Below are 24,123 nucleotides of genomic sequence, written 5' to 3' on the forward strand. Positions count from 1 at the left end.
GGGCGCCGAAGTGCACCAGGCGAATTTTCGCACTGCAACATAGAGGGAGGGAAGGACGCATGACCGTCCATCAATCGCAATCCCAGTTCGAGCCGCTGCTCTCGGTCGAGGGCGTGACGCTGCAATACAAGACGCCGGACACGCTGGTCACGGCGACCTATCGCGTCGATTTCAAGGTCTTCGACTCCGACCGCTTCGTGCTGCTCGGCCCCTCCGGCTGCGGCAAATCCACCCTGCTCAAGGCCATCGGCGGCTATCTCAAGCCGACCGAGGGCCGCATCCGCCTCAAGGGCCACGACGTCACCGAGCCCGGCCCGGACCGCATGATGGTGTTCCAGGAGTTCGACCAGCTCTTGCCGTGGAAGACGGTGCGCGAGAACGTCGTGTTCGCGCTGACGGCGAGCGGCCGGCTGAGCGCGGCCGAGGCGCAGGAGCGCGCAAAATCCTACATCGACAAGGTCGGCCTCACCAAGTTCATCGACTCCTATCCCCACATGCTCTCAGGCGGCATGAAGCAGCGCGTCGCGATCGCCCGGGGCATGGCGATGGAGCCGGACGTGCTCCTGATGGACGAGCCGTTCGCCGCGCTCGACGCGCTGACCCGGCGCAAGATGCAGGACGAGCTGCTGCAGCTCTGGCAGGACACCCGCTTCACGGTGCTGTTCGTGACGCATTCGATCGAGGAGGCGATCAAGATCGGCTCGCGCATCCTGCTGCTGTCGCCGCATCCCGGCCGCGTCCGCGCCGAGCTCAACAGCGTGCCGCCGGGCACGATGGGCACGCCCGAGCAGGTCGCGCTCGAAGGGCGCATCAACGACATGCTGTTCGGCCATCACTGAGGGAAGGGAGAGAAAATCATGAGCGAGACGCTGGCGCTGCGCCCCGAAATCGTCAATGCAGACACCCCCCTCGGTGACGTCAAGGTCGAGGCGAGCCTGTCCTGGCTCGAACGCATCTATCGCATCAGCGCGGTGCGCAAGGCCATCATCCTGGTGGCGCTGGCCGCGCTGTGGCAGGCCTATGGATTGTGGCTGGCCAACCCACTGCTGTTTCCGACCTTCACCGACACGCTGTCGGCGTTCTTCGAGAACATCGCCAATGGTGTGATCCCGGCGCGCACGCTGGTGTCGCTGGAGACGCTCTTGATCGGCTACGGCGTCGGCATCGCGCTGGCGGCGGTGCTGACCACGATCGCGATCGGCTCGCGGATCGGTGCTGATCTGCTGGAGGCGCTGACCTCGATGTTCAACCCGCTGCCGGCGATCGCGCTCTTGCCACTGGCGCTGATCTGGTTCGGCCTCGGCAAGGGCAGCATCATCTTCGTGCTGGTGCATTCGGTGCTGTGGGCGATTGCACTCAATACCCATTCCGGCTTCCGCTCGGTGTCGAACACCCTGCGCATGGTCGGCCTCAACTATGGCCTGCGCGGGCTGAAGCTGGTGCGCTTCATCCTGATACCCGCCGCCTTCCCTGCGATCCTGACCGGCCTCAAGGTCGGCTGGGCCTTCGCCTGGCGAACCCTGATCGCGGCCGAACTCGTGTTCGGCGTGTCCTCCGGTTCCGGTGGCCTCGGCTGGTTCATCTTCGAGAACCGCAACCAGCTGGAGACGGCCAACGTGTTCGCCGGCCTGTTCACCGTGATCTTCATCGGCCTGGTGGTCGAGAACGTCGTGTTCGCCACAATCGAGCGCAAGACGGTGCGGCGCTGGGGCATGCAGCACTAAGATCAACTATAAGCACAATCACAAGGGAAGGAGACGACCATGTCTTTAGGCAAATCGCTCGCGGCCGCCGCATTCGGCCTCGCCACGCTGCTCGGCGCCAGCTCGGCCTCGCAGGCCGAGGTCAAGGAGATCCGGCTCTCCAAGGGCTACGGCATCCTCTATCTGCCGCTGATCGTGATGGAGGATCAGAAGCTGATGGAGAAGCAGGCCGAGAAGGCCGGCCTCGGTCCGTTCAAGGTGATCTGGCAGCTGCTCGACGGCGGCAACATCATCAACGATGCGATGATGGCCGGCTCGCTCGATATCGCCGGCACCGGTGCGCCCGGCTTCATCACCTTGTGGGCCAAGGCCAAGGGCATTCCGGCGGTCGAGGTCGTCGGCGTCAGCGGCTTGAGCTCGACCTCGCTGTGGATGAACACCAACAATCCCGAGATCAAGTCGCTGAAGGACTTCAAGTCCGGCGACAAGATCGCGCTGCCGGGCATCAAGACCTCGCTGTCGGCCGTGATGCTGCAGATGATGGCGGCCCAGGAGTTCGGCAAGGAGAACTACGCCAAGCTCGACCCGATGACCGTCGGCCTGCCGCATCCCGAAGCCGTGGCGGCGCTGACCTCGGGCAAGACCGAGATCACGGCGCACTTTACCTCGCCGCCGTTCTCCTACATCGAGCTGAAGGACTCCAAGATCCGCCGCGTCGCGAACTCTGCCGACGTGCTCGGACGGTTGACAATGGACGTGGTGTTCGCGCCGAAACGTTTCGTCGACGCCAATCCGAAGGTCGTGCAGGCCTTCCTCGACGCGCTGGACGAGGCCTGCACGCTGATCGCCAACGACAAGGCGGCAGCCGCCGAGATCTACGCCCGCACCGCCAAGGTGAAGACCACCAAGGAGGAGGTGCTGGAGATGCTGCAGGACAAGGACACCTGGTTCTCGGCGACGCCCGAGGGCGTGCTGAAGATCGCCGAGTTCATGCACGGCGTCGGTTCTATCAAGGTCAAGCCGGCGAACTGGCAGGACATGTTCGTCACCCAGCTGCGTGACCGCAAGGGCAGCTGATCAGCCCAAGCCGCAGCCGCGACCTCAGTGTCCTCCTTCTCCCCGTTCTTACGGGGAGAGGGTCGGGCTGAGGGGCAGCGGCACGAGTGGTGTAGTTGCTGGGCAAAGAGCGAAATCTCGATTTGCTCCGTAGTCTAATTAGTCGCGCTATCTTCCATTTGTGCGCCCTCATCGTGCCCGTCCGATGGACCATCATCTGAGCGACGCACGTGCCATGCCCCTCACCCGGATTGCTGCGCAATCCGATCTCTCCCCGCAGAAGAGCGGGGAGAGGTTGCAGCGCGCTTGCCGATGGAGATCGGCTCAATGATGAAGCCGCTTGGACTTTCAACCCGTCTGCTGAAATGCAACCCGCACCCGCACCCGCAGGCCGCCTTCCGGCGAGGTTGACAGATCCAGGTCGGCGCCGTGGGCGTCGGCGATCTGCTTGACGATGGCCAACCCCAGGCCGCTGCCGCCTGTGCTGCGGCTGCGCGAGCTGTCGAGCCGGAAGAACGGCTCGAACACGGCGTTGCGCGCGTCGGCCGGAATGCCCGGGCCGTCATCGTCGATGGCGATCACGACGGCCTTGTCCGGCAGCACTCGCACGGTGCAGCGCGTCGCGAAGCGCAGTGCGTTCTCGATCAGGTTGATGAACAGCCGGCGCAGCGCGGTCGGCTCGCCGAGCACGGTCAGCGGCGCGTGGCCGAGTTCCGCGCTGATGTCAGCGCCGCTCTGGCGCCGGTCGTCCACGATCCCCGCGAGCATCGCCGCGAGATCGACCGGCTGGCGCTGGATCGCCGCGAAGCCGCCGCGCGACACCGCCAGTGCATCCTCGAGCAGGTGCGTCATCTCGTCGAGATCGCCGGCCGCCTTGTCGCGCTGCTCTTCCTCGGGCAGGCGCTCGACACGCAGCCGCAGCCGGGTGATGTAGGTCTTGAGGTCGTGCGAGACCGCGCCGAGCAGCAAAGTGCGGCCGCGCACCAGATCGGAGATGCGGGTCTGCATGTCGTTCACGGCCGTGATCAGGTTGCGGATTTCAGGCGCGCCGGACGGCGTGACCGGCACCGCAGTGGCATCGCTGCTGAACCGGCCGAGCGAGCGGCTGAGCTGGCGCAGCGGCCGCGCCTCGCGTGCGATCGCAATCACGGCGGCGATGCCGATCAGGGCGCCGAGCAGGCCGACGCCGAAGCCCGGCGGCAGTCCGAACAGCCGCGTGCCTGCGGCGCCCCTGGCTTCGAACACGACGTAATCGCGGTCGCGCAGCGACACGGCAAAGCGCACCGAGCGGCCGGCATTGCGCCAATAATCCCCGAGGTGCCAGTCGCGCCAGCGTGGCAAGGTGGTGCGTGATCTCAGCACGATCACGTCGCGCGGCTGCAGTGACTGCAGGTACAGAGTGAGAAATTGCTCGGCGAGCGGCCGGCGGATGGCTTCGGCGGACGCTTCAGGGCGCTCTTGCGTCAGCGTGACCTCGAGTCGCTCGCTGCTGACGGCCTTGAGGACGAGCGGGCGCTCGGCCGGCCCGGCACTCTCGATCAGCTGGACGATGGCGCTGACCTGCTCGGGCAGCGGAAACAGCCGCCTGAAAATCTCCTCGCGCGATTCGCTCAGGACCAGCCAGCCGAGCCCGACCGCCCATAACGCGATCAGCGCGAACAGCACGATGGCCATCAGCCTGCCGGCGAAGCCGAGCCGACCGAGCACGTCTCACAGCTCCCTGACGGCGGCGGTGAAGATGTAGCCGGCGCTGCGCACGGTCTTGATCAGTTCGCCTTCGCCCTCGCGCTCGATCTTCTTGCGCAGCCGGCTCACCTGCACGTCGATGGTGCGGTCGAGCGGATCGGCTTGCCGTCCGCGGGTCCAGTCCATCAGTTGATCGCGCGACAGAACGCGGTTCGGCCTGACCAGGAAGCAGCCGAGCAGCTCGAATTCGGCGCTGGTGAGCGGCAGTGGCCCATCCTCCGCATGCGTGATCTCGCGCTTGTCGAGATCGACGGTCAGGTTGGCGTTGACCATGAAGCGGCGGTTCTCCAGCGGCGCCGGCTCGGCGCGGCGCAGGATGGCCCGGATGCGCGCGACCAGTTCGCGCGGGCTGAACGGCTTCGGCAGATAGTCGTCGGCGCCCATCTCGAGCCCGACGATGCGGTCGATCTCGTCGCCCTTGGCCGTCAGCATCAGGATCGGCACCCGCGACGTCGCGCGCAGCCGGCGGCAGATCGACAGCCCATCCTCGCCCGGCAGCATGATGTCGAGCACGACCAGATCGGGATCACCGAAGGTGTTGCGAAAGCGGTCGAGGGCCGCGCCGCCGTCGCCGACATCGACGCGAAAGCCCTCGCGCGCGAGGTGATCGCGCAACAGGCTGCGGATCTCGATGTCGTCCTCGATGACCAGGATATGCGAGCGCGTGTCCATGGCCATCGTTTTAAGAACACAGGGCCGTGCAGGGCAACCCGGGCTCTGACACCGTTACAAAACGTTACATGGCAGCTCTGTCCTGCAAACCGCCTGCAAACTTCGTGGGCGAAGCTCTGTTCACGCCGTCAGGCGGTGTCGATGTGGACAGGAGAGACAGATGGTTTCAGTTCGGACCTCGATCGCGGCGGTGGCGATCAGCGCAATGGTGACGGCCCTGGGCAGCTCGGGCGCGCAGGCCTGGTCGCGCAGCGGCGGCGGCGTCGGCCCGCGCGGCGGCACCTGGTCATCGTCGGCGTCCGGCAGCTGTGCCGGCGGCAGCTGCAGCCGCAGCCATAGCGGCACCTACACCGGGCCGCGCGGCGGCGTCGTGACCAACACCGGCCAGACGAGCTGCGCGGGCGGTACTTGCACCCACACCGGAACGACCACCGGGCCGTATGGCGGGACCATCAATCGCAGCAGCACTTTCACGCGCTGACGAGGCTCACGCCGCCGCGGCCGAGGACGGCGGGAAGCAGACCGCGACCCGCAGTCCGCCTTCCGGCGCCGTGTCCAGCCGGATTTCGGCGCCGTGGGCGTCGGCGATCTGCTTGACGATCGCAAGTCCGAGGCCGGTGCCGCTGATCCCGGCGCTGCGGGAGTCCTCGATCCGGAAGAACGGATCGAACACGGCGTGCCGCGCCTCGATCGGAATGCCGGGACCATCATCGTCGATCGCAACGACCGCCCCGGCTTCGCGCCAAATTCGGATCACGCAATGCGGCGCGTATTTCAGCGCATTGCCGACGAGGTTCGTGAACAGCCGGCGCAGCGCCACCGGATCGGCGCGGATGACGATGGGCGTGGACTTCAACTCGGTCCGGACCCTTTGGCCGCCTGGTTCGCCGTCGTTCGCGACGCTCGCGAGAACCGTTCGGAGGTCGACCAGCTTGCGTTCGGAAATCTTGAACTGGCCGCGCGACACCGCGAGCGCGCCGTCGAGCAAGGTCGTCATGTCTTCGAGATCGTGCGCCAGCCGGGCGCGCTGGGTCAGATCGGGAATCTGCTCGGCCCGGATTCGGATCCGCATGATGTAGCCCTTCAGGTCATGCGAGATCGAACCAAGCAGCAATGTCCGCCCGCGGATCAGCTCCGAGATGCGCGTCTGCATCTTGTCGGCCGCAATGATCAACTGGCGGATTTCCGGGGCGCCGCTCGGCGGCGGCAGCGGCAGCGTCGTGTCGCCGGCGAAGCCGGCGAGGGCCTTGCTGAGCGCGCGCAACGGGCGTGCCTCGCGCTCGATGACGATCACCGCGCCGATGCCGATCAGAGCCCCGAGCAGGCCCACCAGGATCCCCGGCGGGACTCCGAACAGCCGGCCGCGGATGGCTCCCTGGACGTCGAGCAGCAGGTAGTCGCCACCGGCCAGAGACACCGCCAGATGCGTCCGGTGCCGGACGATGCGGCGATAGTCGCCCGGATGCCAGTCGCGCCAGGAGGGCATCGGATCGGTGAACGCGATCACGTCGCGCGGGTGGGTGGCGTCGAAATAGGTCGAGAGGATGCGCTCCACGAACGGCCGGCGCCAACTGTTGGGCTCGGGGTCCGGGCGGCCGTGGACGACCGCGAGGCTCACGCGCGGGCTGCTGAGCGCGCGCAGGACGACAGTCTGCTGCGACGGCTCGATGGTTTCGACCAGATTGATGATGCTGCCGACATGCTCGGGCAATGACAGCATCTGCTCGGCGTTGTCCTCTGCAGTCAGCCAGCCGACTCCGGAGGCCCACAGCGCGATCAATGCGAACAGCACGATCGCGGTCAGCCGGCCGGCAAAGCCAAGTCTGCGGAACACCTCAGGCCTCCGTTGCGGAGCCGCCGTCGAACAGCATGTCCATCGTTTCGGCCCCCTTTTGCTGCGCAGCCTGCCCCGGTCGTATCGCGATGGTATTTATATCTGGATCAAATTGTTCCATGCCTGTCCAGCCCGGACGACCATTCGCGGCCATGCATCTGCCCTGCGCAGTGGAGAAAGTCCGCGAATGGTTGTAGGCGCGGCCGGCTGGTGGCCATGGTTTGCGCTGGCGCGGTGACGAGACTGGTCGCCGCGGTTCGGCGGCTGTGGATCTTGTCAGGGCGAACCGCGAACGATATCCAAGCCTGGACCGCCGACCGGAGCGGCTCTTGCTCGACGTGGTGCGAGCTGATCCATGCGAGCCGACCAATGGGGAGATTGCGATGCGCCGAATCCTGACCGTGCTCGCCGCGCTGATGACGCTGAGCCTCACCAATTGCGGCTACAACGCCATCCAGACCAATGACGAGCAGGTCAAGGCGGCCTGGTCCGAGGTGGTCAACCAGTATCAGCGCCGCGCCGATCTCGTGCCCAACCTCGTCAACAGCGTGAAGGGCTTCGCGCAGCAGGAGAAGGACGTGCTGCTCGGCGTCACCAACGCCCGCGCCAAGGTCGGCAGCGTCCAGGCCACGCCCGACGTGGTGAACGATCCGGCGGCGCTGCAGAAGTTCCAGGCGGCGCAGAGCGAACTGACCGGCGCGCTGTCGCGGCTGCTGGTCGTGACTGAGAACTATCCGCAGCTGAAATCGGATCAGCTGTTCCGCGACCTGATGTCTCAGCTCGAAGGCACCGAGAACCGCATCACCGTGGCGCGCAACCGCTATATCAAGTCGGTGCAGGAGTACAATGTCGGCATCCGCACCTTCCCGAACAACCTGACCGCGATGGCGTTCGGCTACAAGGAGAAGGCCAACTTCACCGTCGAGAACGAGCGCGAGATCTCGGTCGCGCCCAAGGTCGACTTCAACACGCCGTCGCCTGCGCCCGCCAAGTAGCCGGAGCACGCAATCGTGCGCACGCTGCCGGCCGTCAAGGCGCTGCTTGCGACGCTGCTCGTCTGCCTCGCCACGATGGTGCTGGCCGACGTCGCGGTGCCGCAGCTCACGGGCCGCGTCGTTGACCAGACCGGCACGCTGTCGTCGTCTGATATCGCAAGCCTGACGCAGAAGCTGAAGGACCTGGAAACGCGCAAGGGCAGCCAGGTCGCGGTGCTGATCGTGCCGACCACGCAGCCCGAGACCATCGAGCAGTTCTCGATCCGCGTTGCCGAGGCGTGGAAGATCGGCCGCAAGAAGGTCGATGACGGCGCGCTGCTGGTGATTGCCAAGACCGATCGCAAGCTGCGCATCGAGGTCGGCTACGGCCTCGAGGGCAGCCTCACCGACGTCACCGCGCGGCGCATCATCGACGAGGTCATCACGCCGAAATTCCGCACCGGCGATTTCGCCGGCGGCATCGATGCCGGTGTCGACAGGATCATCGGCGTCATCAATGGCGAGACCTTGCCGGTGCCGCAGCCGCAGGCCTCGCATGGCAACGACCTCGATTTCGATTCCATCACCTCGTTCGCGCCGGTGGCGCTGTTCGGCGCCATCGTGATCGGCGGCATCCTGCGTGCGCTGCTCGGCCGCCTGCTGGGATCGCTGGCCACCGGCGGCGCGATGGGCGTGATCGCCTGGGTGATGGTGGGATCGGCAGGGTTGGCTGCGCTGTCGGCCGTCGCCGGCTTCATCATCGCCTTCATCGCCGACAGCATTGCCTCGACGTCAGGCCCGGGCAGCGGCCGCCGCGGCGGCTGGTCTGGTGGATCGTCGTCATCAGGCTGGAGCAGCGGCAGCTCGAGCGACAGCGGCAGCTTCTCCGGCGGCGGCGGCAGTTTCGGTGGCGGCGGCGCCTCGGGCAGCTGGTGAGGACGACGATGAGCATCATGCGGATCGGCCGGCATCTCCTGCACCATCATTGGCAGCTGAAGCGCATCTTCACGCCGGACGTGCTGGCGCGCATCGAGCAGGCGATCAAAGCGGGCGAGCGCATCCATGCCGGCCAGCTGCGCTTCGTGGTCGAAGGCGCGCTCGACGGCCGGCCGCTGTGGCGCAACCAGCCGCCGCGCGCGCGCGCGCTCGATGTGTTCTCGCAATTGCGGATCTGGGACACCGCGCACAACAACGGCGTCCTGATCTACCTGCTGCTCGCCGACCGTGACGTCGAGATCATCGCCGACCGCGGCATCCACGATCGCGTCGGCGCGGCGGGATGGGAGACGATCTGCCGGGCGATGGAGGCGGAGTTCAGGGCCGGCCGCTTCGAGCAGGGCGTGATGCAGGGCATCGCCGCCGTGTCACGCGAGCTCGCGAAGCATTTTCCGCCGCAGGCCGGCGAGACCAACGAGCTGCCCGATGCGCCGGTGGTGCTGTAGCGCAGGTCTCATCTCCTTGCTTATCAGCAGCATCGCAAGCCACGCAATCGCTGGCCCCACTCTCTCCGTCATTCCGGGGCGCGCGGAACGCGCGAGCCCGGAATCCATAACCCCGAGCGGCGGTGAGGCGAAGACGCGCCGCCACGACCTTCGCGCCTCAGGACGGGTCGTGGCTATGGATTCCGGGCTCGTCGCTTCGCGACGCCCCGGAATGACGGCGGAGAGAATCTGCGCGGTAACTCAGCCCGCCGTCGCCGCTGCGCCGTAGCGCTTGACCATCTCAGCCGCCATCTCCGCCATCTTCGCGCGCAGCTCGGGCGGGGCGAGCACTTCGGCTTCGGGGCCGAAGCGCAGCAGCTCGCCGGCGGCGTGCCACAGCGTCGTTCCGGTCGGGATGGTGGCGATGCGCCAGCCATCGGCATCTGTCTCGTCGGCGAGGCGCGTGCGGGCGCGCACGTAGGGCTGGCTCCACACCTCCAGCAGTTTCACGCCGAGCGGCGACAGGCGCACGGTCGCCGCGTTCGGATGCATTTCCGCTTCCAGCCGCTCGGTCGCGGCGCGCCAATAGGCGGCGAGGTCGAAATCGGCCGGCCGCGCAAAACTCTCATCGGTGACCGCACAATCGAGGATCCGCGCGACCCGATAGGTGCGCACGCTGCGCTCGACGCCGCCGGCGAGATACCAGCTGCCGCCCTTGAGCACGAGGCCGAGCGGCGCGACGCGGCGGCGCTTTTCGGCGCGCCAGGTCTGATAGCGGATGTCGATCACGCGTTCGGTGAGCAGCGCATCGGCGATGGCGCGCAGATGCGCCGGCTCCTCGGCCGCGCCGAACCAGCCGGGCGCATCGAGATGGAACCGCGCCTGCATCCGGCCGGCATTGGCGCGCAGGCTCTGCGGCAGCGCCGCCACCAGCTTGGTCTGCGCCGCGCTCATCGCATCGTCGAGGCCGAGCGCCGCAGCCGGGCCGGGCAGGCCGGCCATGAACAGCGCGTCAGTCTCGGCCGGCGACAGCCCGTTGAGCCGGACGCGATAGCCGTCGAGCAGGCGATACCCGCCCTCGGCGCCGCGCTCGGCATAGACCGGGATGCCGGCGGCCGCGAGCGCGTCGATGTCGCGATAGATCGTGCGCACCGAGACCTCGCAGGTCTCCGCGAGCTCGGGAGCGGTCACCCGACCCTTGGCCTGCAGGGTGGTGAGGATGGAAAGCAGACGGCTGGCGCGCATGGGTCATCATCAAAACATACCTGACACGGATTGTCAGGTATGCCGTGCGACAATACCGGCATCCGAGAACCGACCCCGGAGGAGATCATCATGACCGCCGACGACAAGATCACGCTGTATTATTCGCCGCAGACCCGCGCCGCCGGCGCCCGTGTCCTGCTCGAGGAGCTCGGCGCGCCCTATGAGCTCCACGTCCTGAACATGAAGGCGGGCGAGCAGCGCCAGCCGGCGTTTCTCGCCATCAACCCGCTCGGCAAGGTGCCGACGGTCGGCCATCGCGGCCAGATCGTGACCGAGCAGGTCGCGATCTTCATCTATCTCGCCGATCTGTTCCCGCAGGCGGGCCTGACGCCGGCGCTCAATGATCCCCTGCGCGGGCCCTATCTGCGCTGGATCGCCTATTACGGCGCCTCGTTCGAGCCGGCGGTGATCGATCGTTTCATGAAGCGCGAGCCGGCCCCGGTCACGCAGTCGCCTTATGCCGACTACGACACGATGCTATCAGCGCTGGAGCAGCAACTCGCCAAGGGGCCTTATCTGCTCGGCGAGCGCATGACGGCCGCCGACGTGCTCTGGGGCATCGCGCTGAACTGGACCATGATGTTCGGTGTCGTGCCGCGCAAGGACGTGTTCACGAGCTATGCCGAGCGCATCACCTCCCGCGCGGCGTTCCAGCGCGTCATGGCCGCCGATGCCGAGATGGCTGCGCAGCACGAGGCTGCGGCGGGCGCTTGATCGCCAGCCGACGCGGCTGGCCGTGAGCTGCCGCGTCAGCGAGCGAGCAGGATGAAGCGGTGCGGACAGCCGCTCACGCGATGCGATCCGGCACCGCCGGATCGCCAGGATCAAATTGCGTCGGGCGGCGATCGAGGCGCGGGTCCTCTCCTCCAGCCATTAACCGGTTGTTCAGCACATCGTCCCCGGCGCGGCATCCGTCCGGTCCCTTAAGACGATTTTAGCCGCCTGCGCCACTTACTGGACTACCCGCGATTCATCCGTCCTTGGGGACCCAGGCCGGCTCGCTCACTCTCGCCGTTGAATCGAGACCACCCAGATGTCGCTCGTCGTTGCCAATCGCGTGACCGCCGCCCGCATGACGCCCGGTCTGCTGCATCTTTGCGTCGGCGTGGGGACCTATCTGTTCCTGTTCGTGGTCGGCGACCTGCTGCTGCAGGATGCCGATACGTACTGGCACATCAGCGTCGGGCAGTGGATCATCGACCACGCGGCGATGCCGTATGTCGACGTCTATTCGTTCACGCGCTCCGGCAGCCCGTGGATGTCGAGCTCCTGGCTCGCGCAGGTGCTGTATGCGGTGGCGTATGCGCAGGCCGGCTGGGCCGGCGTCGCGGCGCTGGCCGCGCTGGCAGTCGCGGCCGCGCTGGTGATCTTTCTCGATCTGATCGAGCCCTGCTTCAAGCCGGTCCACCGCGTGCTGCTTGCGCTGCTGGTGCTGGTGGTGTCGGCCCCGCATCTGCTCGCGCGGCCGCACGTCCTCGCCCTGCCGATCATGGTCGCTTGGGTGGGCGGACTGATCCGGGCCGTCGACCAGCGCGCGGAGCCGTCGTGGATGCTGCTCCCGCTGATGATCGCCTGGGCCAATCTGCATGGCGGCTTCGTGCTCGGCCTTGCTCTGATCGCTCCGCTCGCGCTCGAGGCCGTGTGGCAGAGCGCGGCCAGCGACCGCGTCGCTGTCGCGAAGCGCTGGACGCTGTTTGCCGGCGCGGCGCTGCTCGCCAGCTGCTGCACGCCCTATCTGCACAACACGCTGATGGCGGCGCTGAAGATCCTGGCGCTCGGTCCGGTGCTGTCGCTGGTGTCGGAATGGCGGCCGGCCGATTTCACCAGCTTCGGACCCTTCGAGGCCGCGCTGCTCGGCCTGATCGCGGTCGCCTTGCTTCGCGGCGTCGTGCTGTCGCTGCCGCGCATTGCGTTGTTGTTGCTGCTGACGCACATGGCGTTGTCGCATGTGCGATGCCTCGAGATCTTCGCGTTCCTGGTGCCGCTGGCGCTGGCCGCGCCGATGCGCCACCGCGCTCATGCGTCCACGGCAGATCCCGAGACCAACGGCGCCTCGCCGCTGGTCTCGGCGTCGACGGCCTCCGCGATCATTGCCGGCGCGCTGGCCGTCACGCTGCTCTACGCCGCGAACCACACTTTTGCAGCCGTCAGGACGCAGGCGCCGGTCGCCGCGCTCGAGGCGCTGCGCCAGCACAAGTCGGCGCGCATCTTCAACGACTATCAGTTCGGCGGCTACCTGATCGCGAACGACGTCCCCGTCTTCATCGACAGCCGGGCCGAGCTCTACGGCCAGGACTTCATGATGAGCTATCTCAAGGCCGCCGACGGCCGCAGCCACGAGCAGATCGCCGCATTGCTCGACCAGTACCAGGTCGATGCTACTCTGCTCGCTCCGGACAGACCCGCAGCACAGCTCCTCGACCAGATGCCGGGCTGGAAACGGCTCTACGCCGATGACGTCGCCGTCGCGCACGTCCGCGTGATGCCTGCGAAGTAGGCGTCGAGCGTCGGAGTCTTCAAGCCGTCCGCGCCAGCAGCAGCGCCGCGGCCGCACCAACCAGTTCGGGCGACCATCCCGGACTGTCGCCGCAATGCGCGCACTCCGATCGAACTTGACCGGTGCGCTGCGGCAAGGCCTGTCCCCTGGTTCACGATTGCAAGACGAAACCCGTGCTCTCGCCGAAGGGAGGATGGCTAATCCTCTCGTCCGCGTTACTATGTCGCAATGGACCCCGGCAAACGAGGGCTCCGGGTGGGAGGAATGGAATGAGTGAATGCAGTTTGAACCGGCGCGATCTTCTGCTGGGCAGCGTCGCACTGGCCTCGATCGCGCCATCCGTGGCTTTGGGACAGACTGCGCCTGCCGCGCCGGTGACGTTGAACATCATCGACGTCGCCGGAAACCTCGCGCTCACGCAACCGGCGTTCGAGGAATATCGCAAGGCCAAGCCCAAATTCGTCTCGAAGATGACGTTCACCAAGGCGCCTGCACCCGAACTGCCCGGCAAGCTCAAGGCGCAGCAGGACGCGGGCCGCGTCGATATCGACTTGGTGCTGACCGGCGCCGATGCGCTCGCCGCCGGCATCGAGCAGAAGCTGTGGATCGACGTCGTCGGCACCTACGCCGCCAAGCTGCCCAAGCTCGATACCATCTTCGAGCCCGGCGCGAAGATGATGCAGTCGCTGGCTGCGGATCAGGGCGTCTGCATTGCCTGGTATCCGTCGGGACCGCTGCTCGAGTACATGCCTGACAAGGTCAAGACGCCGCCGACGTCGGCCGCCGAGCTCCTGGCCTGGGCCAAGGCCAACCCGAACCGGCTGGTCTACGCGCGTCCGGCCAATTCCGGTCCCGGGCGGACCTTCCTCATGGGCCTTCCTTATCTGCTCGGCGACAAGGACCCGAAGGATCCTGCCAAGGGCTGGGACAACACCTGGGCGTTCCTGAAGGAGCTCGGCGAGTACATCGAGTACTACCCGACGGGCACCGGCGCCACGATGAAGGAGCTCGGCGAAGGCACCCGCGACATGATCATCTCGACCACCGGCTGGGACATCAATCCGCGGGCGCTCGGCGTCGTGCCGAAGGAAGCGAAGATCCAGACCCTCAAGGGGTTCAGGTGGGTGATCGACGGCCACTACATGGCGATTCCGAAGGGCCTGTCAGACGACAAGGTCGCTGTCCTGCTCGACCTGATCAATTTCATGCTGAGCAAGCAGGCGCAGGCCTACATCTATGACCAGGGCTATCTGTATCCCGGCCCCGCCGTGAAGGACGTGCCGCTGTCGATGGCACCGAAGGAGAGCCAGGACACGATCCAGGAGTTCGGCCGGCCCGAATACGCCAAACTGTTCGCCGAAGTTCCGATGGAGCTCCCGCTGCCGCCGGACAAGATGGTGGTCGCCTTCCGACTCTGGGACGAGCAGGTGGGCGCGAAGAAGACGAAGTGATCCTCGTTCGAAGCAAAGGCCGCGTGCTGACGCCGTATCGGCGAATGCGGACGGCGTCACATCACGCGATATCTTCAACTCGGACTGCATTTGCATGGCGTCTTTGCTTCGGACCTTCAATTCGCTTCGCCTTGACCATCTGGGACGGGATTTCGGCACCCTCAATGCGCTGAAGGATCTCAATTTCACGATCGAGCGCGGCGAATTCGTCGCGCTGCTCGGACCGTCGGGATGCGGCAAGTCGACCGCGCTCAACTGCATCGCAGGCCTGTTGCCCGCGACGCGCGGCGCCATCTGGCTCGACGACACCCGCATCGACGTCCTGGCGCCGGAAGCGCGCGGCTTCGGGATGGTGTTCCAGAACTACGCCCTGTTTCCGCACATGACCGTGCGCGACAATGTCGGCTTCGGCCTCAAGATGCGCGGCATGCCGCGCGCCGAGGCCGCCAAGCGGATCGATCAGGCGATCGCGACCGTGCGGCTCGAATCGCAAGTTGCCAAGCTGCCGGGCCAGCTCTCGGGCGGCCAGCAGCAGCGTGTCGCTATTGCGCGGGCGATCGCCATCGAGCCGCCGCTGGTGTTGATGGACGAGCCGCTGTCGAACCTCGACGCCAAGCTGCGGCTGGAGATGCGGCAGGAGATCCGCCGCATCCACGCCAGTCTCGGCGCGATCACGATCTATGTGACGCACGATCAGGACGAGGCGATGTCGCTCGCCGATCGCATCGTGGTGATGCGCGACGGCGAGGTGCGCCAGATCGGCACGCCGGAGGATCTCTATCTCCGTCCTGCGACGCTCGACGTCGCCGACTTCATGGGGTTCCGCAATCGGCTTCCCGGTGTCGTGGCGGAGGCGTCGGGCAGCGAGGTCGCGATCGACATCGGCGGCGCGCGGCTGAGCGGGATGGCACGCGAGCCGATCATCGGCAAGACGGCCGTTGCCGCCATTCGCCCGGACGATCTCCGTGTCGCCGACGCCGGGCTGCCGGCGACGGTCGAGGCCTGCGAGTACCGCGGTCACGGCTTCTTCGGCTCGGCGCGGGCGAGCGATGGAGCCGAGGTCTTTTTCCGCGCCCAGGGCCGGCACAAACCGGGCGAGGCGGTCATGCTGGCGGCCGATCCGGCGCGCGTCCTCATCTTCGCCGGGGGCCAGGCATGACCCGCGCCACGCTCGACCCGGACGGCGCCCGGCCGCCGATGCCGCTGCGGTTGCGGCTACAGGCGAAGGGGATCGACAGCGTGACGCTGCTGGTGCTCCCCGTGACGCTGCTGCTGCTCGCCTTGTTCATCTATCCCTTCCTCTACGGGCTCTGGCTGTCGTTCCGCCCCAAGGACGGCTCGCTGTTCGGCAACTACGTGACATTCTTTTCCGACCCGTTCCTGTACGAGACGGTCGGCAAGACGCTATGGCTCGCGCTGCCGGTGACGATCCTCAACCTCGTGCTCGCGATTCCGGTCGCGTTTCGCGTCCGCCGGATGCGCAATCAGAAGCTGCTGACGACGATCCTGGTGCTGCCGATCACGCTGGGCACCGTGCTGGTCGCCGAAGGCCTGCTCAATTATCTCGGGCCGCAAGGCTGGTTCAACCGCACGCTGATTACGCTCGGCCTGATCGGCAGTCCGCTCAAGCTCGTGCACAACTACACGGGCGTCTTCCTGTCGCTGGTGATCACGGGCTTTCCGTTCACCTTCCTGCTCGTGCTGTCGTATCTGACCGGAATCGACCCGGCGCTCGAGCAGGCGGCCGCCACGCTCGGCGCCAAGGCGCCATCGCGCTTCTGGCACATCCTGCTGCCGCTGATGGTTCCAGGGCTGACGGTGACGTTCTGTCTCGGCTTCGTGCAGGCGTTCTCGGTGTTCCCCTCCGCCGTGCTGCTCGGCGCGCCGGCCGGCCCGACGCGCGTCATCTCGATCGCGGCCTATGAAGCGGCGTTCGAGCGCTACGACTATTCGCTGGCGTCGGCGATCGCGATGCTGATGGCGCTGGTGCTGCTGGTCGTCATCGTCCTGGCGCTGGGAGCACGCTCGATGTTCTATCGCGGCCCGGCCTCGGGCGGAAAGGGCTAGACGTTGCGCACCAGTCGATCGCTCGCCGGCCGTGCCTGGGTCACCTGCGTCTGGGTGCTGACCGGCTTTTTCATCCTGAACCTGCTGGCGATGATCGCCACCGTCCTGACAAGTTCGCTCGCGACGCGTTGGCTGGGGACCTGGCTGCCCGCGGCCTGGACGACCAAGTGGTACGTCTCGGCCTGGCGGGAATTCCAGCTCGACGATCTCCTGATCGTGACCTTCGAGGTCGTGTTCGCGGTCGTCGCGCTGTCGGGCCTGTTCGGCATTCCCGCCGCCTACGCGATGGCGCGTCGCGACTTCCCCGGCAAACGGCTGCTGATGCTGCTGTTCCTGCTGCCGCTGCTGGTGCCGCCCGTCACCTACGGCATTCCGCTCGCCACGGTGCTCTACAAATCGGGGCTCGGCGGCACGATCGGCGGCGTCATCGCCGCCAATCTCGTGCCGGCGGTGCCGTTCGTCATCCTGGTGATGATCCCGTTCATCGAGCAGATCGATCCGAAGATCGAAGCCGCAGCCCGGGTGTTCGGCGCAAATACGTTCCGCCTGTTCGTGCATGTGCTGCTGCCGCTTCTGCTCCCCGGCGCACTGGCGGCGCTTCTGCTGGTGCTCGTGCGCACGATCGGGATGTTCGAGCTGACGTTTCTCACCGCCGGTCCCGGCAGCCAGACGCTGGTCGTCGCGCTCTATTATGCGGTGTTCGCGGCCGGCGTGCGCGCGGTGCAGTCGATCGACGCCATGGCCATGGTCTACATGCTCACGACCCTGGTCTGGCTCGTCGTCGCGCTGCGTTTCGTCAGCCCGACGCAGTTCGTCACCAGGGGAAAACAGCAGCAGCACTAGGCATTGCGGCGACTGAAACTAACCTGGCCAGCGTGATGCCTTCTTGTCGGAACAAAGCGGCTACCGCGAGTTCAGTTCACCTCTCCCCGTCGTGGAGAGGTCGGCGCGCAGCGCCGGGTGAGGGGTTGCCAGATGGACCGTAAGCCCTCACCCGGATTGCATCTGGCGATGCAATCCGACCTCTCCCTTCGGAAGAGGTCAACGAGACCGCGGCTGCTGGTCGATCAAACCAAAACGCATACTGCTCCAATCTCGCAAATACCCCTTGCCTGCGACGTGCGGCTTTGTTGGATTGCGCGACCAGCGAAACACAGTCTACCGCAGCAGCGAAGGGGAGACCCATGAAGATCCTGATCACAGGCGCCACCGGCAAGGTCGGGACCAGGCTGATCGAGGCTCTCGGGCAGCACGAGACATTGGGCGCGGCCGCGCTGCGCGCGCTCTGCCACAACCGCCAGCTCAGCGGCATCGAGGTTGTCAGGGGATCGATCTCGGACCGCGACTGTGTGAGGTCGGCCCTGACGGGGGTGACGCACGTCGTTCACCTCGCAACCTGCAAGGAGACGCCCGAGGCGGTCATGGACGTCGCCGTCAAGGGCCTGTTCTGGCTGCTGGAAGAGTATCGGATCAGCCCGACGGCACAGCAGTTCATCCTGCTCGGCGGCGATGCCGCCGTGGGGCACTTCTTCTACAAGCATGATGGTCCACTGACGGAGAAGACCCGCCACATGGCCTATCCCGGCTGCTACGCCCTGTCCAAGGTCCTCGAGGAGGTGATGGTCGAGCAGTATTGCATCCAGTATGGGATCAACGCCTGCTGCCTGCGCGCGCCGTGGATCATGGAGAAGGACGACTTCAAGTTCAGCCTGTCGTTCGGCGATGACGTGTTCGGCGGCCCGGTCTGGAAAGACCTGGTGGCTCCCGAACTCGCCCGGCAATATGCCTCCGACGGCACGGTGCCGCTGCTGCTCGACGCCGAGGGCGCGCCGCTGAAGCGCAACTTCGTCCATCTCGACGATCTCGTCGCCGCCATCATCCTTGCGCTCGACAATCCCCGCGTTCGCGGCAGGACCTTCAACATCAGCATGGACGAGCCGGTCGATTATGGCGCGCTGGCCAGCTATCTGCGCCAGCGGCGCGGGCTGAACTCGGTCAGGATTCCGAGCAGCTACCAGTCCAACTGGATGGACAACAGCGCCGCGAAATACGCGCTCGACTGGCGCCCCGCCTACGATCTCGAACGCCTCGTCGATGCCGCATGGGACTACAGGCGTGACCCCGCCGACCCCAGAACGATATGGTATCCCGGCTGATGGGCTAAGGTATTGCGGTCCAGCACTGTCACCCTAACAACGGCGGGCCGGTGGCGCTGCCGAACGGTCGGCTCATTCCGGCGGATCGGTGACCGGCTTGCCGGACAACGGCCATCCGTACTCATCGGCTTGCCAGCGCTGAATCAGCGTCTCAAAATCATTGAAGAGCTTTTCTTCATCGACGGGTGGCTCGTCTCGCGGGTCGATCCGGTAGGCGATCAACTGAAAATCGATAAGGGTTCGGAGGCATTTTCCGGCCTCGCCCTCCAGAAGAGCTGCCACGTTCGAAACTTCTTGCTCCCTGAGAGTCTGGCGCGAAACGTGGAAGAGCATTCCGCTTTCATAGTCAGTCCACCACGACTTACCGTGGGCCACTTTTACGCGGAGATTGTTGAGTTCCCGAGCGCGACTAATCACCGACTTCAGTCTGTTCTTTTCGTCTTCCGTCTCTAAGGTTTCGCTGAAAACCGCCAATACTGTCGAGCACAGCATCGCGAAGTCGTGGGTAATGACCCTGTTCATGAACTTCACGCTCATTCCGACTTCAGCGCAAAGAAAGTAGCGCAGCGAATGCTCCAGAAACGCAAACTTAGTGAGGAATAGTCCGATGGCGCGATACGTCGCGTTATCTGCTTCAGTGTCCTTCACGATTGCTTGCCCCTCGCGTCGCTGCAAAAAGACACCAAAACTCGGGAACCGACAAGCGCCCGATGGCTACCCGATGGGTCTCTCCCGCCGCTGATCTGCGCGAGCTTCGGGTCATGGAAACCCGCGTCCTCAACACCATCTGCCTCCACGACATGGAGGACCGGGGTCTGCGCTTCACATGCGCCGGCGACATGCGTTACGGTGCATGCGTACGGTGACAGTCCACAACTGAGCCGACTCCGCGGCCGCGCTTACACCTCCTCCGCCGGCTTCGGCCCGCGCTTGGAAGGTTTGAGCACGCGGCCGGTCAGCTTCTCGATCCGGCTCCTTCAAAAACGCGTTGATCTGCTCTTCCGTGAACCGCGTCCGCTTCATCTGTCCGTCCTTCGTCAGGGCGGGCTCTAGATCCTTCTCGAGGAAATTCTTACGGGCAGGTCAACACGGGCAAGAACATGCCCACTGTAAGACGTCGCGCCATCGCTTTGCCCGAGGCCCGGCGCGTCAAAGCGTTCGACAACTAAACGCAAGAGCTTCCGAGTTTCCCTGGAAACGGCTGGCGGTCGAGTTCATTTCCGATGAACGGTCGTAGTGCCAGATTAAATTTGGGCAAGCTCATCTTTAGATAGAAAATCTACTCAAGAGAAAAATACTTCATAGGAAACTTATCGAATCTCGGGTCGGTGGCTAAGTGCGCAGGTAGGAAGAATTCGTTCTCATGTTCGGTAACTCTTAGCCAGTCCTCGACCAGGAAGGGCCCCATAATCGCGAAGCACTCGAGAATGAATTCGCTACAAAAAATGCGGTCGCTATGCTTGGCACCATTTGGTCGCCATTTAAAATGCGATTGTATTGCGCCCCATATGTCGTAGTCGCGCGGGGATAGGTAGGGACTCATTAAAGCATACCGGTTGATCGCATCGCGTCGCTTCGCGAAATCCGGGTCTTTGTAGCGCAACACGAGGAATTCGCGGTTATGGGCATCTCGGGTAAGAGGAGCCAGCGCGATTCCCGTTCGAATGCTGGTCGGCTTGTTTGATTCAATGACGTGAAGTTCGCCCACGTAGAGCATTGCATGCACCCAATGGCACGCATCGGCGGGGTGGCCGTTAGAAGCTTGGCTCTGGTGAACGGGATGCCACTTGTATCTTCCGTCCTCCTTTCTGGGATAGCCAGAAAGGATGATGTCTCCGACTTCCAGATGCTCATAGGACGGGATAAGGCGTTGAGGCAGTCTACCAATGTATCTGAGTCGACCCATTGCAGAATGAGCAGCGGGCTTACCGATCTCAGCTACGAGCGCATTGCGAGAGATGTTGCCGATGATGTTTTCATCGGCAACCCAAGGATAGCCCTCCACAGCTCATCTCAATCGGCAGCGAAAACCGAGATAGCTCTGAGTGCTTCGCTGCCAGTCTCAGCTTCTCCCTTGACGTGCTTACCAGCTTGTAGCTGTCCGACGCCGTTCATTAGCGAGATACGGCCGCGTGTATCGGGGGAAATAACCGCAAAGGTCTTTCCCTCAATGATGTGATCCAACTCAACCACGCCGCTCCTGCCGTCGCGCGTGATCGTCCTGATCGTACCAGCGAATTTTACCGTTGACATGGCGTGCATGTTCTCGTTGTGTTCACAGGCGCGAAATTCTATCCAGCTGACTCCCAAAGCTGGGTAAACGTTCGACCCCCAAAATCACATGCCTGTGAAGGCCCCCAAAGGACGTCAAATCAAACACATTCGCCCTCTCCATGCAAGACACAAGAATCGCTAGTTTAGGTAGTAATTCTTGCGGTTCAAAATTCAAGGTCTGCACTACTTCTAAGCACGACGTTCTCGCAAGGTCGCATGCGGGGTCGACAAGAAGACCCCTCACAGTGAAATCGGGTCCGACTAGACTCCGCATCCGGGGCAGACAATGACAGAAGACGAGTTGATCTCAGATTTACGCGAACGGGTGGCTTGGCTAGAGCGCAAGATGGTTCGGGTGTTGTGGCTCTTAATATCCGCAACGTCTGCCTTCGCCGGCATTATCGTCGCTCATACGATTGATCCATCGTTTGGTTTGCCTTCAATCGTGATGGGTGTGGCGACTTGGCTTATCGCTGCCTTCATAGTTCACAGACAAGAATTTAAGGGATCGCCGGAACACATCGACTTCATCGACTCATAGCGCTCGCAGAGCGCAGAGAGGACGAAATGGCACCTAAACCGCTCCATCGAATGCTGCCGAAATTGGGGCGCGCTACTCGCTGATGCTGAGCAGCCGGCCCTGCGGATGTCTAGCGTGAATTGGAGGATTGCTGTGAATTTGCATGGAGGCGGACGATGTACAAACATTTTTTGCACCTTGGTGCACGACGGGCACTTCCCGCATCCCCGTCATGCGCAAACTGCCCGTCGAGCCAGTTTGTCGCATTCCGTCGGGCAAATCTTCGCTTGTGTCGTCGGGCAAATCACATCGATGATCCCGGCCATCCCGTCGCGATGAAGAGGGGCGTGTCGGCCGATCGTCACGAGGCGTAGCGGCGGGGAGCGGTGGACGTGTCGGACCTGGGGCCTGCAGATGCGGGCCGGCGAGCAGGTCGGATGCGGACGGTCAAGTCGTAGGGTCCTGGCATCCCGATGCCGATGTCAAGTTCGTAGCCGGGCCTTGGCCTGCTGCGGATGACGGTGACCAGAAAGCCCGGCGCACCGGGGAGACTACGAAGCAGCCGTAACACCATCGCGCAGGGAAGGCCGGGTCGTTCCGGCTGAACCTGTGGTTCCTGCCCCGTGCATTCTTTCCGCACGGGGGCCACGGGCCTCAGCCGAGGCTCGGTCTTCCCTGCACCCTCTCGATCGAGAGGGGAAAAGACCTGCAAAGGCTCGGGCGCGGATCGCGCCGCGAGGTCGTCGCGTGCTGCTCGGATGAGCCGGCGGCCCGGCCGCCGGTGCCCGGCTGGGGGTCAGGAGGCGCGCTCCCTTAAGCAAGGATTATTAGAGCACCGCTTGCCACATCTGTTCCACTTTGTCGGCGCAAATCCGCCCCGGATGAATCCCTAAAACTCAGGTAAGCCCTTCAAAAGTAAGATTTTGGCAATCAATCAAACGCTAACTAAGGTTACCAAGGGCTGAACGTCATCTGGAGACTTGAACGTGAGCGAGCAAAAGGCCGATCCGACCAGCCTTAGCATTGCCGAGGTTGGCGCTGCCGATCATGGCATCGCCAGTGTTGAGCCGGTGCTGAAGACCTCTGCGTCCCCTGATGTTGTCGACGTCGCTGCGCCGGAGATCGCTCCGGTCGCGCAGGGTCTGATCTCGCCCGATCACGAAGCCCCGGGCGCTGACCGGCCGGCTACCGTGGCCAAGGCCGATGCCCCGGACGCGTCCGCCGTGCTGCCTCACGCCAAGCCCGAACTGGTCGTGGTCGAGGACGCCAAGGTCGAAGCGAAGCCTGAGATCGACGCCGGCAAGCTGCAGGACATCAAGCCTCAAGACTTCAAGCCGCAGGACGCCAAGCTCCAAGACGCCAAGCCTCAAGGCGTCAAGGCTGATCCGATCGCCGCTGAGCCGGCCGCATCGAAGCCGGGCAAGCCCGAGGCCGGCAAGCCGGAGCTGAAGCGGCTCGATCTGGTCAAGTCCGACAAGCCAAGCCCCGAGGTAGTCAAGCCCGAGACCAGTAGGACCGATGCAATCAAGGCCGGTGCTGCCAGGCCGAACCCTTCAAAGGCCGTTCCAGGCCAGGGCGCGCCGCGCCAGTCCGCGTCAAAGCCTTCGACGATCCTCGACCTGATCAGGACCGAGCCGGTCAGGTCGGACGCGATCAAGACGGTCGTCTCCGCGGGCGAGATGCTCAAGGTCGAGACACCCAAATTGTCGGCGCTCGCCGCCAACGCGCCGAAGATCGGCCCGATGGGGTCGGCCAAGCCTGAGTCTGCAGCCAAGCCTGAGCCCGCGGTCAAGCCTGAGGCGATGGTCAAGGCTGAGCCTGCGGTCAAGTCCGAGGCCCCGGTCAAGCCGGATATGTCGAGCAAGCCGGCGAGCGTGAAGCCGGACGCGCCGGTCAAGCCGGAGGCCGCCATGAAACCGGAGCCCGTTGCCAAGGTGGAGGCCGCTGTCCGTCCCGAGGTGGCTGCGAAGGCGGAGAGTGTTGCGAAGCCGGAGCCGGCGGTGACCCCGGAGCCGGCGATGAAATCCGAGCCGATCGTGAAGCCCGAGGCCGCCGTGAAGACCGAGGCTGTGGCGAAGCCGCCGGCGGCACCGCCCGCGGCGGCGTTCGATCCGGCGAGCAAGGCGGCTGCGGCCGCTGCCGTCGTCGACAAGGCTGCGGCCTGGGCCAAGGCCAAGTTCGCGGCCGAGCCGCCCAAGGCTGCTGCTACGGCTGCGGCGACGTCACAGAAGCCATCAGCGCCGCCATCCGGGACGACCGGCCCGGCAGCGGGACGGCCGCCGCAGCAGCCAGGTAGAGCCGCGCCATCCCGGATCCCCCTTGTGGGCCGGCTCGGCGGCCTGCCGACCATTGCAGCCACCGTGCTGCTGGCGATGGTGGTGGGCGGCGTGGCGGGCAGCCTGGTGACGGCGACCTTCGTCGACCGCCGCGGCACCGACACGGCTGACGCCGGAGGCGCCACCACGGACGCAACGCTGAGCGCGACG

General features: G+C 65.0%; 23 protein-coding genes. 15 read left to right on the forward strand and 8 right to left on the reverse strand.

Features of this window, described 5'->3' with window-relative positions; genetic code table 11:
• Nucleotides 1-59 precede the first annotated feature (59 nt).
• Genes ACQR1I_RS04600 through ACQR1I_RS04610 form a run of 3 tightly spaced genes read left to right on the forward strand, consistent with a single transcriptional unit; the run spans nt 60 to nt 2,780 of the window.
• A complete protein-coding gene (locus tag ACQR1I_RS04600; protein WP_434867801.1) occupies nt 60-839 on the forward strand; it encodes an ABC transporter ATP-binding protein in 780 nt (259 codons plus the stop codon).
• An 18-nt stretch (nt 840-857) separates the two neighbouring features.
• Nucleotides 858-1,724, forward strand: a complete 867-nt coding sequence (locus tag ACQR1I_RS04605; RefSeq protein WP_434867800.1) for an ABC transporter permease — start codon at nt 858-860, stop codon at nt 1,722-1,724.
• Nucleotides 1,725-1,763: 39 nt separating this feature from the next.
• Nucleotides 1,764-2,780: an ABC transporter substrate-binding protein gene (locus tag ACQR1I_RS04610; RefSeq protein WP_434867799.1), complete on the forward strand. Its 1,017-nt coding sequence runs from the start codon at nt 1,764-1,766 to the stop codon at nt 2,778-2,780.
• A 327-nt stretch (nt 2,781-3,107) separates the two neighbouring features.
• Here ACQR1I_RS04610 and ACQR1I_RS04615 read toward each other — a convergent pair whose 3' ends face one another.
• The gene (locus tag ACQR1I_RS04615) at nt 3,108-4,466 is read right to left on the reverse strand and encodes an ATP-binding protein (protein ID WP_434867798.1); all 1,359 of its coding nucleotides are present in this window, start codon (nt 4,464-4,466) and stop codon (nt 3,108-3,110) included.
• Between the two features lie 3 nt (nt 4,467-4,469).
• The gene (locus ACQR1I_RS04620; RefSeq protein WP_434867797.1) at nt 4,470-5,177 is read right to left on the reverse strand and encodes a response regulator; all 708 of its coding nucleotides are present in this window, start codon (nt 5,175-5,177) and stop codon (nt 4,470-4,472) included.
• A gap of 160 nt (nt 5,178-5,337) precedes the next feature.
• On the opposite strand from ACQR1I_RS04620, the gene ACQR1I_RS04625 reads away from it, so the two are divergent.
• Nucleotides 5,338-5,658: a hypothetical protein gene (locus tag ACQR1I_RS04625; protein WP_434867796.1), complete on the forward strand. Its 321-nt coding sequence runs from the start codon at nt 5,338-5,340 to the stop codon at nt 5,656-5,658.
• A gap of 6 nt (nt 5,659-5,664) precedes the next feature.
• Here the strand turns inward: ACQR1I_RS04625 and ACQR1I_RS04630 are convergent, their stop codons facing one another.
• Together ACQR1I_RS04630 and ACQR1I_RS04635 are read right to left on the reverse strand one after the other, a co-directional pair.
• Nucleotides 5,665-7,011: an ATP-binding protein gene (locus ACQR1I_RS04630; protein WP_434867795.1), complete on the reverse strand. Its 1,347-nt coding sequence runs from the start codon at nt 7,009-7,011 to the stop codon at nt 5,665-5,667.
• Between the two features lies 1 nt (nt 7,012).
• Nucleotides 7,013-7,165, reverse strand: coding sequence for a hypothetical protein (locus tag ACQR1I_RS04635; RefSeq protein WP_434867794.1), 153 nt, complete (start codon nt 7,163-7,165; stop codon nt 7,013-7,015).
• A 229-nt stretch (nt 7,166-7,394) separates the two neighbouring features.
• Between ACQR1I_RS04635 and ACQR1I_RS04640 the strand changes: the two genes are divergently transcribed.
• The 3 genes from ACQR1I_RS04640 to ACQR1I_RS04650 are packed head-to-tail and all read left to right on the forward strand — an operon-like array spanning nt 7,395 to nt 9,427.
• A complete protein-coding gene (locus tag ACQR1I_RS04640; protein WP_434867793.1) occupies nt 7,395-8,006 on the forward strand; it encodes a LemA family protein in 612 nt (203 codons plus the stop codon).
• Between the two features lie 15 nt (nt 8,007-8,021).
• The gene (locus ACQR1I_RS04645; protein ID WP_434867792.1) at nt 8,022-8,921 is read left to right on the forward strand and encodes a TPM domain-containing protein; all 900 of its coding nucleotides are present in this window, start codon (nt 8,022-8,024) and stop codon (nt 8,919-8,921) included.
• 8 nt (nt 8,922-8,929) lie between these two features.
• Nucleotides 8,930-9,427, forward strand: a complete 498-nt coding sequence (locus tag ACQR1I_RS04650; RefSeq protein ID WP_434867791.1) for a TPM domain-containing protein — start codon at nt 8,930-8,932, stop codon at nt 9,425-9,427.
• A 240-nt stretch (nt 9,428-9,667) separates the two neighbouring features.
• Here the strand turns inward: ACQR1I_RS04650 and ACQR1I_RS04655 are convergent, their stop codons facing one another.
• The gene (locus tag ACQR1I_RS04655; protein WP_434867790.1) at nt 9,668-10,651 is read right to left on the reverse strand and encodes a helix-turn-helix transcriptional regulator; all 984 of its coding nucleotides are present in this window, start codon (nt 10,649-10,651) and stop codon (nt 9,668-9,670) included.
• Between the two features lie 90 nt (nt 10,652-10,741).
• Between ACQR1I_RS04655 and ACQR1I_RS04660 the strand changes: the two genes are divergently transcribed.
• The 7 genes from ACQR1I_RS04660 to ACQR1I_RS04690 all read left to right on the forward strand — a co-directional run bounded on the left by ACQR1I_RS04660 (nt 10,742) and on the right by ACQR1I_RS04690 (nt 18,843).
• Nucleotides 10,742-11,386, forward strand: coding sequence for a glutathione S-transferase family protein (locus tag ACQR1I_RS04660; protein WP_434867789.1), 645 nt, complete (start codon nt 10,742-10,744; stop codon nt 11,384-11,386).
• 319 nt (nt 11,387-11,705) lie between these two features.
• Complete coding sequence (locus tag ACQR1I_RS04665) at nt 11,706-13,169, forward strand: hypothetical protein (protein WP_434867788.1); 1,464 nt, start codon at nt 11,706-11,708, stop codon at nt 13,167-13,169.
• Nucleotides 13,170-13,438: 269 nt separating this feature from the next.
• Nucleotides 13,439-14,620, forward strand: a complete 1,182-nt coding sequence (locus tag ACQR1I_RS04670) for an ABC transporter substrate-binding protein (protein WP_434867787.1) — start codon at nt 13,439-13,441, stop codon at nt 14,618-14,620.
• A gap of 94 nt (nt 14,621-14,714) precedes the next feature.
• Complete coding sequence (locus ACQR1I_RS04675) at nt 14,715-15,779, forward strand: ABC transporter ATP-binding protein (RefSeq protein ID WP_434867786.1); 1,065 nt, start codon at nt 14,715-14,717, stop codon at nt 15,777-15,779.
• Nucleotides 15,780-15,817: 38 nt separating this feature from the next.
• Nucleotides 15,818-16,687 (forward strand): ABC transporter permease, encoded by an 870-nt coding sequence (locus ACQR1I_RS04680; RefSeq protein ID WP_434867934.1) that lies wholly within the window; start codon nt 15,818-15,820, stop codon nt 16,685-16,687.
• A gap of 90 nt (nt 16,688-16,777) precedes the next feature.
• Entirely contained in the window at nt 16,778-17,530 is a 753-nt protein-coding gene (locus ACQR1I_RS04685; protein ID WP_434867933.1) for an ABC transporter permease, read from the forward strand.
• A gap of 341 nt (nt 17,531-17,871) precedes the next feature.
• A complete protein-coding gene (locus ACQR1I_RS04690) occupies nt 17,872-18,843 on the forward strand; it encodes an NAD-dependent epimerase/dehydratase family protein (RefSeq protein ID WP_434867785.1) in 972 nt (323 codons plus the stop codon).
• A 72-nt stretch (nt 18,844-18,915) separates the two neighbouring features.
• On the opposite strand, the gene ACQR1I_RS04695 is transcribed toward ACQR1I_RS04690, so the two are convergent.
• The 3 genes from ACQR1I_RS04695 to ACQR1I_RS04705 all read right to left on the reverse strand — a co-directional run bounded on the left by ACQR1I_RS04695 (nt 18,916) and on the right by ACQR1I_RS04705 (nt 21,105).
• Entirely contained in the window at nt 18,916-19,491 is a 576-nt protein-coding gene (locus ACQR1I_RS04695; RefSeq protein WP_434867784.1) for a hypothetical protein, read from the reverse strand.
• Between the two features lie 631 nt (nt 19,492-20,122).
• Nucleotides 20,123-20,848 (reverse strand): hypothetical protein, encoded by a 726-nt coding sequence (locus ACQR1I_RS04700; RefSeq protein WP_434867783.1) that lies wholly within the window; start codon nt 20,846-20,848, stop codon nt 20,123-20,125.
• 8 nt (nt 20,849-20,856) lie between these two features.
• Nucleotides 20,857-21,105 (reverse strand): hypothetical protein, encoded by a 249-nt coding sequence (locus ACQR1I_RS04705; protein WP_434888708.1) that lies wholly within the window; start codon nt 21,103-21,105, stop codon nt 20,857-20,859.
• 298 nt (nt 21,106-21,403) lie between these two features.
• Here ACQR1I_RS04705 and ACQR1I_RS04710 point away from each other — a divergent pair, with 298 nt between their 5' ends.
• Nucleotides 21,404-21,658, forward strand: coding sequence for a hypothetical protein (locus ACQR1I_RS04710; protein WP_434867781.1), 255 nt, complete (start codon nt 21,404-21,406; stop codon nt 21,656-21,658).
• Nucleotides 21,659-24,123: the final 2,465 nt, after the last annotated feature.

Source organism: Bradyrhizobium sp. HKCCYLS2038, assembly GCF_051167655.1.
GTDB lineage: Bacteria > Pseudomonadota > Alphaproteobacteria > Rhizobiales > Xanthobacteraceae > Bradyrhizobium.

Excerpts from the sequence above, each read along its gene's own strand:
- ACQR1I_RS04610 (WP_434867799.1), top strand. The coding sequence starts at position 1,764 with ATGTCTTTAGGCAAATCGCTCGCGGCCGCCGCATTCGGCCTCGCCACG.
- ACQR1I_RS04675 (WP_434867786.1), top strand. The coding sequence starts at position 14,715 with ATGGCGTCTTTGCTTCGGACCTTCAATTCGCTTCGCCTTGACCATCTG.
- ACQR1I_RS04625 (WP_434867796.1), top strand. The coding sequence starts at position 5,338 with ATGGTTTCAGTTCGGACCTCGATCGCGGCGGTGGCGATCAGCGCAATG.
- ACQR1I_RS04600 (WP_434867801.1), top strand. The coding sequence starts at position 60 with ATGACCGTCCATCAATCGCAATCCCAGTTCGAGCCGCTGCTCTCGGTC.
- ACQR1I_RS04685 (WP_434867933.1), top strand. The coding sequence starts at position 16,778 with ATGATCGCCACCGTCCTGACAAGTTCGCTCGCGACGCGTTGGCTGGGG.
- ACQR1I_RS04665 (WP_434867788.1), top strand. The coding sequence starts at position 11,706 with ATGTCGCTCGTCGTTGCCAATCGCGTGACCGCCGCCCGCATGACGCCC.
- ACQR1I_RS04710 (WP_434867781.1), top strand. The coding sequence starts at position 21,404 with ATGACAGAAGACGAGTTGATCTCAGATTTACGCGAACGGGTGGCTTGG.
- ACQR1I_RS04650 (WP_434867791.1), top strand. The coding sequence starts at position 8,930 with ATGAGCATCATGCGGATCGGCCGGCATCTCCTGCACCATCATTGGCAG.
- ACQR1I_RS04670 (WP_434867787.1), top strand. The coding sequence starts at position 13,439 with ATGAGTGAATGCAGTTTGAACCGGCGCGATCTTCTGCTGGGCAGCGTC.
- ACQR1I_RS04605 (WP_434867800.1), top strand. The coding sequence starts at position 858 with ATGAGCGAGACGCTGGCGCTGCGCCCCGAAATCGTCAATGCAGACACC.
- ACQR1I_RS04705 (WP_434888708.1), bottom strand. The coding sequence starts at position 21,105 with ATGCACGCCATGTCAACGGTAAAATTCGCTGGTACGATCAGGACGATC.
- ACQR1I_RS04680 (WP_434867934.1), top strand. The coding sequence starts at position 15,818 with ATGCCGCTGCGGTTGCGGCTACAGGCGAAGGGGATCGACAGCGTGACG.
- ACQR1I_RS04660 (WP_434867789.1), top strand. The coding sequence starts at position 10,742 with ATGACCGCCGACGACAAGATCACGCTGTATTATTCGCCGCAGACCCGC.
- ACQR1I_RS04690 (WP_434867785.1), top strand. The coding sequence starts at position 17,872 with ATGAAGATCCTGATCACAGGCGCCACCGGCAAGGTCGGGACCAGGCTG.
- ACQR1I_RS04620 (WP_434867797.1), bottom strand. The coding sequence starts at position 5,177 with ATGGACACGCGCTCGCATATCCTGGTCATCGAGGACGACATCGAGATC.
- ACQR1I_RS04635 (WP_434867794.1), bottom strand. The coding sequence starts at position 7,165 with ATGGCCGCGAATGGTCGTCCGGGCTGGACAGGCATGGAACAATTTGAT.
- ACQR1I_RS04655 (WP_434867790.1), bottom strand. The coding sequence starts at position 10,651 with ATGCGCGCCAGCCGTCTGCTTTCCATCCTCACCACCCTGCAGGCCAAG.
- ACQR1I_RS04640 (WP_434867793.1), top strand. The coding sequence starts at position 7,395 with ATGCGCCGAATCCTGACCGTGCTCGCCGCGCTGATGACGCTGAGCCTC.